This window comes from Arenibacter sp. F26102 (assembly GCF_023015865.1).
Classification (GTDB): domain Bacteria; phylum Bacteroidota; class Bacteroidia; order Flavobacteriales; family Flavobacteriaceae; genus Arenibacter.
This window is the reverse complement of record NZ_JALKBC010000003.1, coordinates 1-20412: the sequence shown is the minus strand read 5'-3', so window position 1 is coordinate 20412 and position 20412 is coordinate 1. Positions and strand designations below refer to the sequence as shown.

Annotated in this window: 15 protein-coding genes, 1 tRNA gene and 2 CRISPR repeat arrays; of the genes, 8 read left to right on the top strand and 8 right to left on the bottom strand. The window is 37.6% G+C overall.

Going from position 1 to position 20412, the window contains the following annotated elements; genetic code table 11:
- Positions 1-12: 12 nt before the first annotated feature.
- Complete coding sequence (locus MWU78_RS04295) at positions 13-2256, top strand: DUF4838 domain-containing protein (protein ID WP_246995326.1); 2244 nt, start codon at positions 13-15, stop codon at positions 2254-2256.
- Between the two features lie 54 nt (positions 2257-2310).
- Here the strand turns inward: MWU78_RS04295 and MWU78_RS04290 are convergent, their stop codons facing one another.
- From MWU78_RS04290 to MWU78_RS04270, 5 genes are all read right to left on the bottom strand, one after another.
- Positions 2311-2493 carry a hypothetical protein gene (locus MWU78_RS04290; protein WP_246995325.1) on the bottom strand — a complete coding sequence of 61 codons (183 nt, stop codon included), beginning with the start codon at positions 2491-2493 and terminating at the stop codon, positions 2311-2313.
- Positions 2494-2559: 66 nt separating this feature from the next.
- On the bottom strand, positions 2560-2748 hold the full coding sequence (locus MWU78_RS04285; RefSeq protein WP_246995323.1) for a hypothetical protein: 189 nt from the start codon (positions 2746-2748) through the stop codon (positions 2560-2562).
- Between the two features lie 9 nt (positions 2749-2757).
- A complete protein-coding gene (locus MWU78_RS04280; protein ID WP_246995321.1) occupies positions 2758-3069 on the bottom strand; it encodes a hypothetical protein in 312 nt (103 codons plus the stop codon).
- A gap of 44 nt (positions 3070-3113) precedes the next feature.
- A complete protein-coding gene (locus MWU78_RS04275; RefSeq protein WP_246995319.1) occupies positions 3114-3752 on the bottom strand; it encodes a DUF1080 domain-containing protein in 639 nt (212 codons plus the stop codon).
- Between the two features lie 103 nt (positions 3753-3855).
- On the bottom strand, positions 3856-5778 hold the full coding sequence (locus MWU78_RS04270; RefSeq protein WP_246995317.1) for a VCBS repeat-containing protein: 1923 nt from the start codon (positions 5776-5778) through the stop codon (positions 3856-3858).
- A 257-nt stretch (positions 5779-6035) separates the two neighbouring features.
- On the opposite strand from MWU78_RS04270, the gene MWU78_RS04265 reads away from it, so the two are divergent.
- Together MWU78_RS04265 and MWU78_RS04260 are read left to right on the top strand one after the other, a co-directional pair.
- A tRNA-Pro gene (locus tag MWU78_RS04265) sits at positions 6036-6109 on the top strand.
- A gap of 226 nt (positions 6110-6335) precedes the next feature.
- Positions 6336-7583, top strand: coding sequence for a site-specific integrase (locus tag MWU78_RS04260; protein WP_246995315.1), 1248 nt, complete (start codon positions 6336-6338; stop codon positions 7581-7583).
- 149 nt (positions 7584-7732) lie between these two features.
- A CRISPR array of direct repeats spans positions 7733-9296; the repeat unit is 46 nt; unit sequence GTTGTGAATTGCTTTCAGTTCTGTAATTTTATGGATGATTCACAGG.
- A 30-nt stretch (positions 9297-9326) separates the two neighbouring features.
- Positions 9327-10511: direct repeats of the CRISPR family, unit length 46 nt; unit sequence GTTGTGAATTGCTTTCAGTTCTGTAATTTTATGGATGATTCACAGG.
- A gap of 107 nt (positions 10512-10618) precedes the next feature.
- Here MWU78_RS04260 and cas2 read toward each other — a convergent pair.
- From cas2 to cas9, 3 genes are all read right to left on the bottom strand, one after another.
- Positions 10619-10969 carry a CRISPR-associated endonuclease Cas2 gene (cas2, locus tag MWU78_RS04255; protein WP_246995314.1) on the bottom strand — a complete coding sequence of 117 codons (351 nt, stop codon included), beginning with the start codon at positions 10967-10969 and terminating at the stop codon, positions 10619-10621.
- 120 nt (positions 10970-11089) lie between these two features.
- The gene (gene cas1 / locus MWU78_RS04250) at positions 11090-12010 is read right to left on the bottom strand and encodes a type II CRISPR-associated endonuclease Cas1 (RefSeq protein WP_246995312.1); all 921 of its coding nucleotides are present in this window, start codon (positions 12008-12010) and stop codon (positions 11090-11092) included.
- On the bottom strand, positions 12007-16629 hold the full coding sequence (cas9, locus tag MWU78_RS04245; RefSeq protein WP_246995309.1) for a type II CRISPR RNA-guided endonuclease Cas9: 4623 nt from the start codon (positions 16627-16629) through the stop codon (positions 12007-12009). The genes cas1 and cas9 overlap by 4 nt, the downstream gene beginning before the upstream one ends.
- 574 nt (positions 16630-17203) lie before the next feature.
- On the opposite strand from cas9, the gene MWU78_RS04240 reads away from it, so the two are divergent.
- The 5 genes from MWU78_RS04240 (at position 17204) to MWU78_RS04220 (ending at position 20187) form a co-directional block, all read left to right on the top strand.
- Positions 17204-17875 carry a hypothetical protein gene (locus MWU78_RS04240; protein ID WP_246995307.1) on the top strand — a complete coding sequence of 224 codons (672 nt, stop codon included), beginning with the start codon at positions 17204-17206 and terminating at the stop codon, positions 17873-17875.
- Positions 17876-17993: 118 nt separating this feature from the next.
- Complete coding sequence (locus tag MWU78_RS04235; protein ID WP_246995305.1) at positions 17994-18284, top strand: helix-turn-helix domain-containing protein; 291 nt, start codon at positions 17994-17996, stop codon at positions 18282-18284.
- Between the two features lie 268 nt (positions 18285-18552).
- Complete coding sequence (mbpA, locus tag MWU78_RS04230; protein WP_246995303.1) at positions 18553-18849, top strand: mobilization protein MbpA; 297 nt, start codon at positions 18553-18555, stop codon at positions 18847-18849.
- 5 nt (positions 18850-18854) lie between these two features.
- The gene (locus MWU78_RS04225) at positions 18855-19715 is read left to right on the top strand and encodes a relaxase/mobilization nuclease domain-containing protein (RefSeq protein ID WP_348647055.1); all 861 of its coding nucleotides are present in this window, start codon (positions 18855-18857) and stop codon (positions 19713-19715) included.
- 4 nt (positions 19716-19719) lie between these two features.
- A complete protein-coding gene (locus MWU78_RS04220) occupies positions 19720-20187 on the top strand; it encodes a DUF6730 family protein (RefSeq protein ID WP_246995299.1) in 468 nt (155 codons plus the stop codon).
- The last annotated feature ends 225 nt before the right edge of the window (positions 20188-20412 follow it).

The following is a 20412-nucleotide window of genomic DNA, read 5'->3' as shown; positions in this document are numbered from 1 at the left end:
ATCAAATTGAGAATGAAAATAGTAAAGTCAAAATTCAGATTTCTAGGTCTCTTACTAATATTATTGGCCATTTCATCCTGTAACTTGGATGGGATAGAACTGATTCATGAGGGCAAGTCGGACTATGAAATAGTACTTATGGGAAGGGCTACTACAAGTCTAAATAAATCTGCGGAGGTATTACAAAGTTATCTTTATAAAATAAGTGGTACAAAATTGGATGTCGTTAATGAAACGTCCCAAAATGCAGAAAAGAAAAAGATTTATCTGGGCATCGATTACGAAAGAAATCTTGAGGCACATGGTATATCCATAAGAACAAAAAGTAATAACCTGCTAATTTCAGGAGGTTCGGATAAGGCAACAAAATATGCAGTTTACGAATTTTTGGAGCGCTACTTGGGTTGTAGATGGTATGCGCCCGGAGTAGAGAAAATACCAACTTCCGAAACAATTGACCTTCCAGGGATAGATTTTGAGTATACGCCATCCATCACCACAAGAACGGTGCATTCAAAATTATTTTATGATAATGCCGATTTCGCCGATAAGCAAAAGGTGACGCATGAATCGTTTCCTACCTATGTGCCCAGTGCCAGGGTGCATACCTTCCATAAATTTCTTCCTGAGGAACAATTTTATGAAACCAATCCCGAATATTATGCATTGAGGGGCGATCAACGGTTGCCTACCCAATTGTGTCTAACCAATCCTGATGTCTTGGCAATAGTAAAGGATTCTGTTGCTTCCTTGTTTCAACAATATCCCAAGGCCAGGGTATTGTCCGTGAGTCAGGATGATAACCAGCAAAATTGCCAGTGCGACAATTGTAGCAAAATAGATAAAGAAGAAGGAAGTCCGTCCAGTACCATGATAAGATTTGTAAATGAGGTGGCAGCTACCTTCCCGGACAAGATGATCTCAACTTTGGCCTATCAATATACCCGGAAGCCATGTAAGTCGAAACCTTTGGATAATGTATTGATTACACTTTGTTCTATAGAGTGCGATAGAAGTGCGCCTATTTCTGAGAAATGCACCGATTTTGCAAACGATTTAGAGGGATGGGGCAAGTTGACCAACAACATAAGGATTTGGGATTATACTACACAGTTCACTAATTTTTTGGCTCCCTTTCCCAATATCCAAACCCTGCAGCCAAATATTAAATTGTTTAGGGATAACAACGCCAAATGGGTTTTTGAACAACACAGTAACAATCCCAGCGAACTTTTTGAACTTAGATCCTATATTACTGCAAAACTACTCTGGAATCCGGATCAAAACCTGGATGCCCTGTTAACGGATTTTACCAGTGGTTATTACGAAGAGGCAGGCATTTATATAAAAGAGTACATAGATGAAATTCATGCGAAGTTAAAGGAGGACATGGATTTTTTTCTATTCCTCTACGGTGATCCGTCAGAGGCATTTTCGTCCTATTTAAGTCCGGACTTACTTTCTAAATATTCCCAATTATTTGATGATGCGGAAAAGGCAGTGGCCAAAAAACCAGAAATCTTGGCACGCGTAAAAATGGCGCGCTTGGGGGTAGATTACGCGGTCTTGGAAGCATGTAGAAAAAGATTAACGGATGATTACAGACTTTTGATTCCCACTGGCGATGGTAAAAAGAATATAAACCCATTAGTAACCACCTTATTGGACAATTTTACGGCTACCTGTGCGAAGAATAACGTGGTGTTGATGAATGAAATGGGTTTTACGGTAACTGAATATCTGGCAAATTATTTGTCTGCTCTGGAAGTTGCTAGGATGCCAAACAAGGCAATGGGTAAAACTGTGGTCACCAACACCCATCCAAAAAAATATGCCAAAGAGGATCCAAAGGTCCTTACTGATGGGGCACTTGGCGGAAGTAGCTTTTATGCCAATTGGTTGGGGTATGAGGGCATTGATATGGAAGTAGTTGTGGATTTGGGTGAACCGATGAAAATAAGTACAATTTCCTTGGCCTTTTTGCAGGTTACTAATCATATTGTGTTTTTTCCATCAAAGGTGGCCTATTCGGGATCTCTCGATAATGAGCATTACTTCAATTTAGGAACCCTTAATAATCCAACGCCCTTAACAAAGGAAAGTAAGGTGAACGACATCCAATTTTTTAAGTTGGATTTTGATGAAAAAAGATGCCGTTATATAAAAGTGAAGGCTTTAAATACAAAAACACCCTATTGGCATCACGCGGCAGGTCTTCCTTCTTGGCTATTTGCTGATGAAATTATAATTAATTAATCCCGAACAGCATAAAAATAACAGGAAACAAATTTATAATGATGGCATTCGCCACTACCTTGGTTTGTCAAGAATTATTGTAAAAGATATGCTCCTTAAAATAGGGACGTTTTCGGGGGTAGGTTCAATATAAATCGGGATTGGGGTAGCGCTTTCGCCTGCATTATTGTCATCATGGGCCAAGAACCGTTTTCCTGTAATTAATTCCTTTTTACCATCATCATTAATGTCGGCCATTATCGTGGAATGAGTTTGGGCCGTAGTATTACTAATTAAATGGGTATTAAAGTTTTGATCCTGTTGCTATTCATGCCACCAAACTCCAAGGCCATGTGCCGAGGAACTTAACACATCGTTTTTACCATCGTTATTTACATCGATCACTTGCATGTGGGAGCCGGGCTCATCTAGGTTAGCTGTGTGAAATTTCCAATTCCCTTTTTTATTGTCTTTTCCTTCAAACCACCCTTCCGAAATAACCAAATCATCCATGCATCGGCATCATGCACTGGGGAAGGATCTTTGTCGTATAGCGGTGATTTTAAAAGCGTCTCCAATGGCTGTCCAATCCTGTAAAGAACCGGATTCAAAGCCTAGGTTCAGAGGTTTTCCATTTTTTGTGGGTATAACTCCTGCTATGGATGGACCCGATAATTCTCCCTCCACGACCTCAAATTTTCCCAGCATAATCGCCGCACGATGTCCGGGAACCGTACAGAAATAAGTGTCGTTTTCCATAGCCTTGAAGGTGATACTGGTACTCGATCTCTTTTTCAATAGGTCCCCATTTCTCCATGCAATATCATGGGTCATGATTATTGTTGGTGTGGTTGATTATATTTAGAGCTATAATTTTTTTACTTTATTTCTTCAATAAAAATATCTTTAAAAGCAACCAGTGCCTTTCCGTCTCCATGTATCTGTAGTGCTATTAAGCCCGACTGTGGTATGGTCATATCCTCCTCGGTATAGTCCACCGTTTTATGACCATTGATATAAAGACGTATTCTTCGATCTTCGGCCCGAATTTCATAATCGTTCCAGTCGTTTATATTAATCCAATCAAGAACTTCCAAAGAGTCTGGGGCCATCAACGTTTTATTTCTTCGGGATTCATCATAGAGGCTTGCCCAATAGTTTTCGCCCCAATCTGCTTGGTAGCCTGTCATTTCATAAGGCGGGTCTATTAATCTTTTACTTCTAAACTGGATGCCTGAATTTATAAATCCCTCGTTACCGGTTAATTTAATCTTTAGTTTCAGAATAAAATTGGCATAGGAACGCTTAGTGCACAGGAAATCATTATGAGGAACAGTTTTATCCAAGGAGCCTCCAATGATAGTTCCATTATTAATTCGCCAAGTAAATATGGTATCCCCCTCCCAACCAGAAAATGTTTTCCCGTTAAAAAGAGAGTTGGCCCCTGTAGCCGTCTTGTTTTTACATGCCATCAATATAAAAAGCAGTATAAAAGAGAATAGTAGTAAACGTTTCATCAGGCTTTAGTTTACGATTGGATTAACTAGTGATGACTATAAATTAAGCTAAAGAATTAAGAAAACCTACAGACCCCACATTCCCATGTGATTTAAAATAACGTTAATCCTTTAAATAGTAAAAATGTCCGTCTTCTGCCCCGATCAATAAATTCGGTTTGCCATCCTTATCCCAGTCAACCACGGTTGGGCTTGTGGTGTGCCCTGCAAGCTTGGTTTTGAACAGATTCCCTTTTTTCTTGAAAACAGTGTTTCCGTTGGATTCTCCTAAATTTTCGTACCATTCAATATTTTCACTGTTGGCCAATAGGTCAAGGTCCCCATCGCCATCCCAATCGGTAAATTCTATTTTCCTTCGACCACTACCACCTGCTTCACGCTCGTTTAAACGAAGAAGATCTTTGCCTGCTTCTCCATCGGCATTTTTAAAAATTCGTTGTCCTGGTTTTAGATAGAGTTTTCCTCGTTTTTTAAATCTTTCGAAAAACGCCAAATAGCCTTCGTGGTCTAACATTACTAAATCCATTAGACCATCTTTGTTCCAGTCTATAGCATAGGGTGTGGTTCTCCATTGGGTGGCCAATTCGTCTTTTTCCGGATTCCACCAGTTCCATTTTGGTTTTGGAACCTTGTTTTTCTCCCAAGCCACCTGGACACCTCCCATTTTAGTTAGTTTTGGAGCTCCCTTGATACCTGTATTTTTATACCATTCCACTTTTCCAAAAATAGAATTCAACAGAATATCTTTTAGGCCATCACCATCCCAATCAGCAACAGTTAATGTGGTATAGCCCCATTTGCTTTCGGCAGGCCCTTGAATAGATCCATTGTAGCCTGCCATAATTCGCATTACTTCACCATCGGCTTCCAGGTAGATGGGTTCTTTCCATTCAGGAGAATCACCTCCATCCAAATTTTCTATAAAACCAATATACCCGGCTGAATTGCCACAGATCAAATCTTCGTCTCCATCATCGTCCCAGTCAACACTATATGGGGTAACCAAAGCACCAAATTTTAGATTTTGACTTCTCTGTTGGATGTATATGGGCGATTTAAAAACTGGCATTTTGTTACTTACCATTCCTGTATTTTCAATAAAAACAACCCTTCCGTCCTCATCACCTACAACAAGGTCGATTTTGGCATCGTCGTTCCAGTCCAGGGCGACCGGCCTCATCATTTCCAGATCCATTTTTAGGATTCCATTATTATTTTCAAGAAATCTACCTTTGGCATAAATTGGGTTTTCACGAGTTCCTGTGTTTTCGAAGTAGCTAAAGCGATCAATGAATTCTCCGCAAATAATATCAAGATCACCATCACTATCAAAATCGGCTATGTTGGGGGTAGTATTGCCAAAAACATCAATAGGTTTGTCACCGGCTATAATTCTACCATCATTTCTATATTTTCCGTTGTCGTTGGTCAATAAATAAAGGTATCCACGAAGATCTCCGTTGGTCCATTCCCCTTTGTCGTTAAAGGCATTGTCCCAACCATACTCACTCCAATCATCTATTCCTACGATGAGGTCCATATCCCCATCATTGTCATAATCAACATATTTCCAATCGCTAAAACGTTCTTTATAAAGATCAAGTAGTTCGGATGCCTGGTACATGCCTTCTGGTCGAGTATATCCATATCTTCTAAAGTTGTCGTATTCCAAACCAACTCCCAAAACCCTAGGTTCTCCTTCCACATAGGAGATGGAAACATTCCGCATACCGTCACCAATTTTGACGGGAGCATCAAATATTGGGTTCCCTTGTTGGTCTTTGTTTGAGTTTTTGAACAAAAATGTGCCATTAAAAGGAACGTCGGTACAGGAGATAACTAAATCCAGATCTCCATCCTGATCGTAATCCATGGGTAAGGGATTGGCCCAGAGTCCAACTGCCAGATCCTTGGTGGAGGTAGTATCCTTGTATTGTAATCTAATAAGGTTGTCATCCTGGGTCTGACCAAAAGAAACGGCAGTATTAGTTAGGAAAAAGCAAATGATTAATCGTTTAAGCTTCATAGGTAGATTTTTCTATGTTTTTTATGATGGTTGCTGAATTAAAACTTTCAAATTAGTATTTATTTTTCAATTGACCAATCTTTTGTTTCTTGAGCTGAGTTGAATGATTTCATATTTTGATGGGTGTTGGATTAGGGAAAAAGGGAATAGTAATAATAAAGAACTGAAATTTAAGGGGTAAGTAAAAAAGATTCATTTTTTTGCCAAAAGATTAGGGTTAAATTGTTTGATCTTTCCTATTTTTGCAATCTCATTTTCGGGATGTGGCGCAGTCCGGTAGCGTACACGGCTGGGGGCCGTGTGGTCGCAGGTTCAAATCCTGTCATCCCGACTTGACTAGTTTCTTCTAGTCGCATGACGTTGCAAATCACCTGATTTGCAACGTTTTATGTTTTTAGGGGTATCAGATGAAACCTCTTGAAACTACCTGAAAACACCCCTCTGGTGTCCATAAAGGGATTTTGAAACCACAGTATTTTTTGTACATTGAAGTAGCTTTTGTAGGTATTTAACCTTGTGTTTTTACCATTTTATTTACTAATTTAAAGCTATATAACATGTTAGAAAACAGTAGATTATCAGTCGTATTTGTCGTTAGGAAGCTCACTTCCAAAATTGACACCATTAAGATTTACGCCCGCGTGACAGTAGATGGAAAAAGAGCCGAATTTAATCTAAATCGCGAATTGCCAGTGTCCCTTTGGGACGAAAAACGGAAAAGAGGGAAAGGATTTTCCAAGTACGTTATCTCGCTAAACAAGTATATGGACCAAGTTTTTACGGGATTGCACGAGGCACATCGGCAACTTTTGCAGGAGGAAGTTGATATAACTTCTGCCGGAATAAAGGCTCGATATTTAGGAGAAGATGAAAGAGGTAAGACATTACTAGATTTGATTAGCTACCACAATACATCCATGCTCACCGTCCTTAGGAAAGGAACTATGAAGAACTACTACAGTACGGAACGTTGTATCAAGGAATTTTTAAATGAAAAAATAGGCGTTGAGGATATACTTCTTAAAAAACTGAATTATGGTTTTATTGTAGATTTTGAACAATATTTAAGAAAGTATAAACCGGCAACACGAATGGGTTGTGCCAATAACGGTGCCATGAAACACATGGAGCGCTTAAAGAAGATGTCCAGGCTTGCCGTAAAACTGGAATGGTTGGAAAAAGATCCCTTTATCAATTTCAAACTGCGACTTGAAAAAACAGAGCGCCAATTTCTGACTGAACGGGAGTTACAGCTCATTGAAGAAACCACGTTTAATATACCAAGTACCCAACGCATAAAAGACTTGTTCATTTTTGCCTGTTATACAGGTTTATCTTTTATTGATGTTAGCGAGCTAAAAATTGACCATTTGGTAAAAGGAATGGATGGTAACGATTGGTTATATACCAAAAGAACAAAAACGGATGAACCCTTGAAGATTCCATTACTACCCAAGGCCATGGAAATCATTGATAAATATAAAAGCAATGCTAATCTGCTTGAAAATGGAAGATTATTACCTATTTACAGCAACCAAATGATTAACCGTACATTAAGAGATATTGCAAACGCCTGCGGTATTCGTAAAAAGATAACCTTTCATGTAGCCCGGCATACATTTGCCACCGCGATTACCCTTTCAAATGGGGTGCCTATTGAAACGGTTTCCAAGTTATTGGGGCATACCAAATTATCTACTACTCAAATTTATGCTAGGGTCGTGGAAAAAAAGGTTGGGGAGGTTATGCAGAATTTGATGGCTACGATGAAGCTAAAGAAAGTTAGGGCAGATGAAGCGTCTTAGGTTGTGTTCTATTAAAGTACAAGGTCTGAATATAGCAACTTAATTTTTGAATGAAATTTATAGAGCTGAGTTCTGCTTAAATTGCTTTCAGTTCTGTAATTTTATGGATGATTCACAGGAAGAGATTAGAAACGAAGTTAAACTGTTATGTTGTGAATTGCTTTCAGTTCTGTAATTTTATGGATGATTCACAGGTTACACCCACCGAACAACGCGCGGCCATGTGTTGTGAATTGCTTTCAGTTCTGTAATTTTATGGATGATTCACAGGTGAAATATGCATTTGAACAAGCCGATTTTAGTTGTGAATTGCTTTCAGTTCTGTAATTTTATGGATGATTCACAGGAACATACCAACATAAAAAAAGGCCTTATTTGTTGTGAATTGCTTTCAGTTCTGTAATTTTATGGATGATTCACAGGCCATTATAGATAAGATTGCCCTAAAGATTGTTGTGAATTGCTTTCAGTTCTGTAATTTTATGGATGATTCACAGGGAAAAATTAATAAAGTATTTTGGTGGTTATGTTGTGAATTGCTTTCAGTTCTGTAATTTTATGGATGATTCACAGGAACAGCTAAATCTATTGCATGGTGTATGGTGTTGTGAATTGCTTTCAGTTCTGTAATTTTATGGATGATTCACAGGAATCTTCTTTTTATTACCTGTGTAATACGTGTTGTGAATTGCTTTCAGTTCTGTAATTTTATGGATGATTCACAGGATGCTATTTTAGCGTAAAGTATTAGTTATCGTTGTGAATTGCTTTCAGTTCTGTAATTTTATGGATGATTCACAGGAAAGACTATGATACTCACATTAGAAACACAGTTGTGAATTGCTTTCAGTTCTGTAATTTTATGGATGATTCACAGGACTATCCTGCAAAGCCTTTCCCATTCCTGCGTTGTGAATTGCTTTCAGTTCTGTAATTTTATGGATGATTCACAGGAACCCCTTTTTCAAACTTATCCACAATAGTGTTGTGAATTGCTTTCAGTTCTGTAATTTTATGGATGATTCACAGGCCCAACCCTTTACAATCTACCTATGAATGGGTTGTGAATTGCTTTCAGTTCTGTAATTTTATGGATGATTCACAGGTATCCTTTGCAAAACTTTTCAATAGTTCCTGTTGTGAATTGCTTTCAGTTCTGTAATTTTATGGATGATTCACAGGAAATTATCAACAGATTTATCCCTTTCAATGTTGTGAATTGCTTTCAGTTCTGTAATTTTATGGATGATTCACAGGAATTTCTTTTATACCAATACCAAAAGCAGCGTTGTGAATTGCTTTCAGTTCTGTAATTTTATGGATGATTCACAGGCGGAGACCCCGTTAAGTCCGGTCTGGTGTAGTTGTGAATTGCTTTCAGTTCTGTAATTTTATGGATGATTCACAGGTATGAAATGTTGCACCCAGTAAAGGGCGCGGTTGTGAATTGCTTTCAGTTCTGTAATTTTATGGATGATTCACAGGTATTTTGATTGAGTTTTGTTTACCCTTTGTGTTGTGAATTGCTTTCAGTTCTGTAATTTTATGGATGATTCACAGGCTACCCAATAACATTGCTTCGGAAGGCTCAGTTGTGAATTGCTTTCAGTTCTGTAATTTTATGGATGATTCACAGGCTGAATCAGTTGCATAAGCTTTGATTCTTAGTTGTGAATTGCTTTCAGTTCTGTAATTTTATGGATGATTCACAGGACATTAGCCATTACTTTTGTAGGCACATCCGTTGTGAATTGCTTTCAGTTCTGTAATTTTATGGATGATTCACAGGATACAAAATAAACTACCATTCCAAGCACAGGTTGTGAATTGCTTTCAGTTCTGTAATTTTATGGATGATTCACAGGTATATCACTTATAAATACATTGGTATATGAGTTGTGAATTGCTTTCAGTTCTGTAATTTTATGGATGATTCACAGGAAAAATCAGGAACAATGAAATTGATATTCAGTTGTGAATTGCTTTCAGTTCTGTAATTTTATGGATGATTCACAGGTGATTAACTTGATTATTGTCCGTAGGATCCGTTGTGAATTGCTTTCAGTTCTGTAATTTTATGGATGATTCACAGGGTAGTTTGTCTTTTAATTCCGGGAACGGGTGTTGTGAATTGCTTTCAGTTCTGTAATTTTATGGATGATTCACAGGAAATTAAATCAATTCTTGATGGAACAATCAGTTGTGAATTGCTTTCAGTTCTGTAATTTTATGGATGATTCACAGGTTAAAAGTCTTTGGGCTGCCGAAGGGTGGTGTTGTGAATTGCTTTCAGTTCTGTAATTTTATGGATGATTCACAGGGCTCTGTTACCTAATACTATCATAGCTAAGGTTGTGAATTGCTTTCAGTTCTGTAATTTTATGGATGATTCACAGGGTAAAATAAAAATTAAAAATTATGAAAGAAGTTGTGAATTGCTTTCAGTTCTGTAATTTTATGGATGATTCACAGGTCAGTAGTGAAAAATACAATAGTGGGTATGTTGTGAATTGCTTTCAGTTCTGTAATTTTATGGATGATTCACAGGGAGATTGCCGAGATCTTTTCGGAAACCTGTGTTGTGAATTGCTTTCAGTTCTGTAATTTTATGGATGATTCACAGGGCAACTAAATCCCAATAGGTATGGGTACCTGTTGTGAATTGCTTTCAGTTCTGTAATTTTATGGATGATTCACAGGATGCATAACCACTTCTTCATGGAATTGTATGTTGTGAATTGCTTTCAGTTCTGTAATTTTATGGATGATTCACAGGTTATTGCCCAAAATAGATATACAGCAGCATGTTGTGAATTGCTTTCAGTTCTGTAATTTTATGGATGATTCACAGGTAATAGGATATCTGGTGTGTAATAGCAGTCGTTGTGAATTGCTTTCAGTTCTGTAATTTTATGGATGATTCACAGGATACCCGATGTAACAATCTGGTATCCTGTTTATTATGATACCTTGTAGAATTACAAAAAGTTAACTCCTATCTGCAGCCTAGAGCCGTATTGTCACTGTTTTTTCTATTAAAACAATTCCAATTGTTGGCTCGGGGTTTCGGGAACCGTCTCTTTTTGGCCGTGGAACAGTTCTATCATTCCAAATTGCTTGTCCGTAATCTGCATAATACAGACCTTGCCCTGTTTGGGTAGCCTGCTTTTGGTGCGTTTAATATGTACGGCCGCATTTTCCCTACTGGCACAAAAACGAAGATAAATACTAAATTGGAACATACTAAACCCGTCATCCAATAGGTTCTTCCGGAATAAGATCGCCGCCTTCCGGTCTTTTCGGGTTTCGGTCGGCAAGTCAAAAAATACGAGTACCCACATGCTTCGGTATTGGTTTAGCCGTGAAAAATGGTCCTGGTTAATCATAATGTCCAATATAGGATATGCACCAAGTACATACCATATTACCTTAAACCTTCTTGAATAAGGTGTAATTGAGGGAACCGTATTACTTAACCAACGCTAAAAAGCCTAATTTCTTGTGTCTTATAAAGAAGGTGACCATTTTTTTTGAAATTCAGGGTTCAATATTTTCCGGCCTGACCCCAAAAAACAATCATATAGACTGTTGGTGGTACGGCTCATGGCATTCATTAAGGGGCTCCATTTCCCGTCTATGTTTACGTCCATAGCAGGAATGGTCAATAGCTGGGATTTTAAAGAGGTGCTAAGCTCACTGATATGTCCCCCAGCTTCTACCATTTCATACACTATTGCATCCACATAAGGCCTGTAGGGCTCCATAATATCGTCGGCCAAGCAAAAGGCATTGTATTTGTTCCTATGATATATGCCTACAGAGGGCAATAGACCACTACTTACCAAAGCTCTTGCTGTTACCGCCCTTAGAATGGCGTAACCATAATTGAGTAGATTATTGGGCGGTACCCCTTTTTGATTCCGACTAAAGCCTTCCACTTCCACAAACAGGGTTTGAAAATAATAAGCTGCTGCAATAGCCTCGTAGTTTTGGGTATCTCCGCTTTTCACCTCCTTGGCCCACCGTTTTAGTTTTAGGGCATTTTTTTCTCTAAGTATCAAATGATTGGCCTGATTGTCTATTTTGGACTGCACCGTCTGCTGCCACAAACTCTTCTTTAGGGGCACACTGGCATTGAGTTGGTGCCGCATCCGTTCGGTTTGTTCCGAATGGCCTACCAAAGGCTGTAATAGAGAGCAGGGCATATGCTGTTGGTCGCAAGTAATGATGGCAGTCTTATTCTGTACCAATTTTCGGATAAGGCCATTGGTAATGGTAATCTGCGGGTCTTCCAACACTATATACCCCAAATCCTCTATGGGAATGGTGGCTTCCTTTTTACCTTCCTCCGGAAAGTTGACCACCAATTGTTCGTTTTTGGTGCTGAGATAGGCAGGGTTGCCAAAAAAGAGGGTGCGTTTAATCATTTGATAACACTTATAATATTTCCTAATTTATCAACTTGAAGTTTCCAACATCTATCAACTATTTTCAAATTCTGTTGATCCATAGTAGTTTGAAGCTTATTTTGACTACCGAGTTCTCCAAATTTTTCTTTTGCTTTATATGGGTAAATAAGATTAGCAATATCGAATTTTGTAAAATAGCATTCCTTTTCAGACGATTTATCCATTTTATAAATCATTTCAATTTGTTTGCGATCTAAATTAGAAAAATCGACTAAGCTATTATCTTCAATTTCCTCATCACTAGGAACAAAAACGAGATCATTAGGCGAAATAGAAAACAAAAATTGCCCCTTAGTAGGGTCTATGGGAACTCTTGTCCGTTGTTCTTTTGGTAAAGAAGCTTCTTCTTTTTGCCAAGCAATTACACGCTCTAATGGAATAGTTTCATAATTCCTTTTTTGTTTTTCTTCATCCCAATAAATGGCAAAAAAGAGATTTGTTCCCTTTGCAGCTTCAACATATTTTGAACTTTTGGCACCTTCTTCACCAACACTAAATTTATTGCCAACTTCATAAACACGAACTTTTTTAATTGGTTGATGTGGTTTGCCGTTATTTAGACTCTTTATGTTTTTATTCATTTCTTCAATGCCCGCATCATTAAATGCAAGATCAAACCGCTCCTTTCCTTTATCATCTAAATAGTTTTTAATGTGATTTTCAAGGATTTTTTGGATGCCCGTATCTGTGATACTTTCTAATTGTTTTCGGGTAAATTTTTCGGTCAGTGCAATCCGCGTTGCATAGGCCTCGATATTTTCATCAATAGCTATCTTACTTAAAATCCCGTTCTCATTTTCTAAGGGATTTGTTTTAAAATACTTTTTCGTTTTTGCTAAATCGCCATTGAATGTTTCAATTTTTTCCCTGATTATATTCTTTAGCGTTTTATCTACTATCATTTCCCAAGAATCGATTGCCGTATTAATTGTAACAGCACCTTTTTCTCTTTTCAATACTACTTTTCCAGCTACGGTATCTTTGTGCAAAGATTTACGTATTGCCCAATTTTGACCTTTGGTCTGTTTTATCAATTCTTTTTTCAGCATTCCATTTTTCTTGATCCATTGTTGGGTTTTGTTATTTGTCTTATTGATGACCCGCAGGTTTTGTTTGAAACTTACAACTATGTGCTCAAGGGTTTCTTGGGCTTCAGAAGTAAAGCCTGCCCAAGGTTGATGATAGGCTTTAGCAACCTTAATTGTTTTGTAATTGCCTGTTTTTCCATCTTTAATTTGCTTCTCTTTTGTAGCTCTTAATTTTGAAACCAAGGCGTAGTTTTTTCTTGAGGTATTTAGGGATGATATATAGTTAATATGATCTTTTGTAGTGCAGGCAACAACCAAAGCATCCAATGCGTGATGGCGATGGTCTATTCTTTTTTTGCTAAAACCTTTAGCCAAATCATCTGGAACTAGTACCCTAAAGGCATTGATGTCTTTATCCCAAAAACCAAAATCCTGTGAGTTGGTCATTTCATTTAAACGCATAAAACGGGGCGCAATAATTTCGTTCCATTTATCATTAAGGCCCCAATCTTGTTTAAGTTTTGAAGTTATCGAACCATTAACCGGGATAAGGTATTTTGAAGTCGCCTCTTGCTCGCCGTCTTCACGCACCACATTACTTAATAGGCCTTTGATTAGCTTACTAATGTAACGACTATCATTGAGCTGACGGTTTATAAAACCCTCAGGAATATTCTCACTCAATAACTTGGTAAGTTTTGATTTGTTGTTTTTAAAATAATGTTTGCAGTGATTTTCATAATTTTCCAATGAGAATAGGGAGACGGAGTTTCCTTGCCCCAAATCGATAAGTTCTCCACCCCTATTTTTAAGAAAGGAGTAAGCTGTTTCGTTTCCTTTTTCATCATTTACGGCACTTTCACAAATAATCTTGTTACTAAATGAATTGTCAAAATACCTTGATTGTGGGATGATGTGCTCAATCTGATATTCGGTTGAAAACAATTTGGTCAGCGGAATAAGTTTTCCCGTATATGGCGAAATATAACCTTGTCCCAACCAAAGCTTGTACCGTGTGATTTCTGATTTGGTTGGGGAAGTGTTTTTTCTTATTTTTTCGATTTCATCAGAAGAAACCGTGTCATATCCTGTATTTGGATTTTCATAAACACCCTCCTCATATAACTTCAAAATCTCTTGGTGGCTTGGGGAAAAAGGGCGTACATCTTCGTATACTTCTGGGTCGTCCTTAATTTCCTTTAAAAGTGCTTTTATACGTTCGTTTGTGTTTTCTTTTTCTAATATGGCTTTTGAAATTCGCTCCCGTGTTTTTTGGTCGTTTTTCATTTCACGACCCAATTCAACGTGTATTTCATCAAAAAGCGGATCATAGATTTTGATACCGTTAATTTCTTTGAATGTTCCGTAATGCTCCCATATGTCGCGCACTACTCTCAACGTTTCCAAGGTAATTTGTTCAACAATGGGATTGCGCAGTCCGTGTTGTTTAAATTCGTTTAAGTATGTGGTAATATCGTTGGGTTGTTTCCACTTTTTAATGTCGCCAACCTCAGAATGCCTGTTATAAACGGCATAGCAGGCTTGATAAGTGTTTAGGCCACTTAAAGAATTGGATTTTGATTTGATAAAAGATTTTAAAAGTCTTTTGGGAATGTCATCGTCTTGAATACTGTCGAGTTTTTCTATGTCAAAGTCTATAATTTCCAAACGTTCCATTATAGAAGCAACCCTATTTTTTACCTCACTATCTATTGATGTTTCATCCCAATATTGACCGATTCGCATTAAGTAAAGTAGCTTCTTGATGGCTTTTTCAGAATAGGCACCATAACTGCTTTCAAATGGTGGAAATTTCTTGAAATTTTCAACAAAGCTACCTTTGTCTAAATCATTCTTTGAAGCGAAAGTCCCTAGGGCTTTTTCAAACTCATTTTTATCTGTAACCGAATAGATTAAATGCCATAGGGATTGTACAAAATCTGGTTTCAAAGTAGCATCTATATCAGCTCCCTCAACTTTGGAAAGTCTAGACTTAATTTGGCTTTTGGTTTCGTTACAGGGATATTTTTTGTCAGGCACATAATTCCAGCGGTGTGTTTTTTCTGAAAGTTTGAAGTGTTTAAGGAGAATTTTTTGCTCGATGTCCTGCCGTTCATTTAAGAATTGAAAAAGTGACACCCAAGCTAGTTTGTTATTTAGATAGTTTAATGTTACATCAATATCGCCTGCCCCATTCAATTCATAGATTTTCAGGTTCTGTAGAAATTGCCACAATCTGAATTCCTGAAAAAATGGATTGGATTTTGGAATAGCCTTGAGAGGCTTTTTCACAAATTCCCCTTTTTCGTTTTTATAAATACGATTTTCATAGGGACAATCGGCAATACTGGATTTTTTGCTTTTTAATGGTCTTTGGTAAAATATAATATCCTCAACAAATAGATATTTAAAATCCCGTTTTTCAATGTTCTGTTGATGCGCTTCGTTTCTAGGATAAAGTTCTTCGATGCATTTTTTATAAAGTCCGCTTTCAGTTTGTAATTCTGGATGAAATGTAATTTGTTTTTCGAGGATAGCATTGAGTTCTTCACGGTAAAATTTTCGCTCTATGGTCTTAACTAACTTGCCTCTAATTTTTTGTTTTGGATTTGTTAGTAATGTTTCGTAGATATATTGACCAACAGTTTTTTGGGAATCAAGAATATCGTTTTCTGTTTTCTTCTTAATTGCAATCCAATCTTTTTCAGAATCCACAGCTCTAAAACTTCTTTTCTCATTCCCGTATTTGTCTGTTTTGACTGTTCCGTCCTTTTCTAAGGTAGTGGTAACTATGAATTCTTTGGTTGTATCTTTCCAATCATATAGTGGTTCTTTGCTTTGGCGACGGTAAATCCATCCATTTACTAAGATTACATTATACCATGTCCCTTTTGCATTGACATCTTCTGTTGCTTGAACTTCAGCGACTTTTAGTGCGTAGAACTCTTCTATTTTATCTTTTGATATTTCTTCTTCCTCCCCTCTCAATTGATAATAACCTCGTTTTTGATTAAAATTGAGAAGTATCCAAGCAAGTTCATCTTTCAAAACTTTATTTGAAAGCGCTTTTTTTCTTAAATAATAAATAGTCCAATCGTATGGAATTTTGATGTCTTGACCATTAGCTTTAAATTCATCTACCATTTCATTGAAAGATTCTTGAAATATAAAATGGTGGTTTTCCTCTTCATCACTTTTATAAACGAGTTTCGGTTCAGTTCCTCTTTTAAATTGACCTAAATACTTTTCAAAATCAATTTGACCCGCATAATGTGGTGGTAAAAAACCTAAAACATTTAGTACACGATGTAATCTATCCCTCCTCAAATTATCTCGTTGATATAAACGCCTTATACCTCTATGATTGGTTCGTTCCGCCGTTTGGGATATAGAAACTCCTGCATCAAATTTTCCTAGAATATCCTGCCCCATCGGTATTATGCGTGTCCCCATACCTTTTATGGCACCTTCCTTTTTTTCAAAATTAGAGTTTATCAATGCCCACCCGATTGAGTTAGTCCCCAAATCCAATCCTAAAATTCTTTTCATCTAAAACTATTTTTTTCAATTTAATTTAAAGCTATCTATTTGCATTACGGAAAACCGTAATTGTTTAGTTTAATTATTTTATTACATTTACGGTACTGAAAGCAATTCACAATAAGGATTATTCCGTTGTGAAAACATTCAAAGCGGCCTTAACGGGTCGCTTTTTTTTTGGTAATATTGGGGGAGGATCTCCTAAGAGAACTTCTAATATAATAATAACTCTTTTAATTATCCTATAGAGAAATGTATTTGCCATAAAACAAAGAATTATAAAGTGATACCTTGCAACCCCAAGCCTGCGGAAGTAGAAAAAACCTTCCACTCCAATCCTCCCCTGGCGGAAACGCTTCTCCGGTCCGCTAGGTAAGTCCTTCCGTTCGGGCCTGCCTGCCGCCATAGGCAGGTTTTCCGACCCCCTCGGCCGCACGAAAGCACAAGCGGCGAAGGGCCGCTTGACCTTTCTTCTCCCTAGCCACAAAATCTGGCAAATCCTTGTCCATTTTTTGAATCATAACGTCGAAAATTAAAATGGGTATTGATTCTTTTAACTATCTTGAAATCAGCTTTTTGTAAAATGAAAAAAATAATCGAAAATATCGCTAATTGGTTGGTCGTCTTGAAAGGGAGAAAGGACAGAATCCACCAGAACGTTAATACCTTTATGAGAAGAGGTAATAATGGACTGATTTTTGGGCTTATTCTTTTTGGAATATTTGTGGTCTACTTTTCGTTCGATCTTTATGAAACCTACGAAATCCTTTGGTTGGCATTGCTTCCGATATGGTTTTCCGTTATTTTAATCTTTGTAATTTTGGTATCGGATGCTTATGAAAAGAAAGTGAAGTATCAAAACAGAAGTTCACGAATGAAACTGGTCGGTTTCAATATGGATTTCAATGAGCGTGTTCTTAGAAGGATCTATGGTTCCTTGACCCAATATGAATATCTGGACGAGAACTTAACAAGTTTCTCCAATTTTTATGAAGTTATGGTTCTGGATTTTAGCGACCACGATTCGGTGCTGCATTTTAACTGTACCCAACCTCAATTAAAATATATTCTGGATAAGTTCAAACAACTTAAGAAGGGGATTAGCTTAAAATCCTTTGAGAGATCCCAAAAAATTTACCACAAAGGAAACTTGATGTCTGCCGAGATACTTTCAAAAAAGTACAATGAGTTTCCTCCCAATCATGAATTTGAACGACGGATAGATTCATTCTTCGATTTCTTGGGGGATATTTAAATATTCTTAGGGGTAGATTTACCCTTTTTCTTCTTTTCACCCGCTTGCATCTCCTTTCTTTGCTTCGAACATTTGTAACACAGGTAGACCGCATTGCGGCTATTTTAAAGCGAGAATTATGGAAATAGAAAACGACATGGTAGATCTCTTAAGGGATATCAAGGGACTTCTTTCACATCAAAAGAAAGTGATGAACGTAGATGATCTTGTGGCCTATACGGGACTCTCCAAAAGCAAGATTTACAAACTGACCCAGTTAAGATTAATCCCAATGGGAGGTAACAAACACATCCGTCAGAAATTTTTTGACAAGGATATTATAGATAATTGGTTATTGGGCGAACCTAATTTATCAGATGATTATTTGGAGCGAGAATTCAATAAGCAATTACCACGGAAGAAAAAGTAGTATTTCAATAAACACAAGCTAATTAGTAGTAGTACTAATAATAAGAAGTATGTGGATAGAGAGAAAAAGATGAAACGGAATGTAGACGTAAAAAATCCGATTGAGTGAGAATTCAAGATGTGTCATTGTCATGACAAATCTTGCTTTTGCTCCCGATGGGTCGCAAAAGAATAGGAACCAATAACTTGATTTTCGATATAGGAATATAGATGGAGCTTCAATGGATATTTTTTAAATGGTTGCAGGGTAAAGGTTCAGAAATGCTAAAATGAAGAAGGAGTTTGTACAGTTTAGGTGTTCTATTTATGAGAAGAAACTACTAAGGGTCAAGGCTGATAGGAGTGGACTTTCCATAAGTGAATATTGTCGCCGAGCGGCTTTTGATGATCGAATAATAGAACGTTTGACCCAAGAACAAATAGAGATGTACAAGATGCTGACGAGGTATGAAACAAATTTTAAGCTTATTGGGAATATGTTCCGAAAACGCAATCCAAAATTGGCAGATGAAGTAGTGCAATTGGCTAGTGAGATACGTGGACATCTTTTATCCTTTAGGAAATGATAGGCATGGGAAAATCTATATCGCATACCGGAGCATCCATGGGTTATGGTTGGAACGGGGAGAAGGAGGCAGAAGTCGTCTACCGCGAACATTTGTCGGGAGACAATCCTAGGGAGATCACTCAAGAGTTCAAGGTCATCCAGCAGCAGAACCATCTTTGCCAAAAGAATACCTTGAGTTTTGTACTCAGCCCAACGATAGAAGATGGGCAGGGACTGACGAACAAAGACCTCAATGAAATCGTTGAAAGGTTCCTTAAGGAAATGAGGCTACTGGAGCGCCAGGCCATAGGCTTTGTGCATAGGGATAAGGAACACACCCATGTCCACGTATATGTAAACCGTATCGATTTCAACGGCAATGCCTATAAGGATAGTTTTATAGGAAAACGGAGCCAACAGGCGGCGGAAAATGTGGCAAAAGAAATGGGCCTGACTACGGTAAAAGAAGTGCAGCAGGAAAAACTGAACCAGATTCAAAATACAAGAGGGGAAATAAAACAGATACACGATAAGGTCATGGAAAAGGACAAGCCAAATAACTTTGACAAGTATATCAACGATATGGCGAAGAACGGTGTAGAGGTGATTCCCAGTATCAATAAGCAAAACCAACTCCAAGGTTTCCGATTTGAATATAAGGGGCATAATTTAAAGGGCAGCGAAGTACACCGCTCCATGTCTATGGGAAACATAGCGGGAAATATGGGATGGGATAAAAATGTAGCCCAAAGGATGGCTAGAGAAAATAAGGTAAAATTACTGGGCAAGCCCGTTGGGCTATCGCCCAACCTGGCGGCAACTATTGCCAAGAAGATGGTCACTATTGCTATTAAGAAATCAATTGGACTTGGAATAGAAATATAATATCATGGCAAAACTGGATGAAATTATGGAAGTGCTTACCCAAGAAATATCCGGGTTTAACAATTCTATTGGTAAACTGGAAGAACTTTCCACAAAATTTGACGACCTAAAAATAACAGCGGACACCTCTCATTTGGAGTTTCAACTAAAAGATTTTTTAAGGCTGCAAAAGATCAACTTGGAATTTTATAATAAGCGGATGGATAATGTCTTGGAAAATATAGAAAAATCTAGATGGACCCCAAAATGGGAGATGTTGATGCTATACATCTTCATTTGCATAAACACTATGGCATTTGGCTATATGGGCTATTATTTTATCAACTATGAACAGGAAAAAAAGGCTGAGGTTTTAAAAGTAAAAAAGGAAAGCTTGGGTAGGGCAAGGAGCTATTTTGAAGACCATCCGGTCATCTTTAAGGATTTTGAAAAGTGGGTCCAAAAGCAAGATAGTATTCCAAATCGGGAGTAGGGTTGCGCCCTAATGGATTTCTTCTTTACGCTTATCTTCCCAAACGCTAAAGAAATCCAATAGGATCCATGCGCAATTAAGTTATGGTAAGTATTCTATGGACTTTCCAAATAAAATTTCATTATTTTTTTAATTGGTCGATTATTTCCCCCTCAATACACCCCATCCTTTTTCTGGGGGGCGATATTGAGGGGGAAATAATTTTTAAGAGGCGTATTTCCAAAG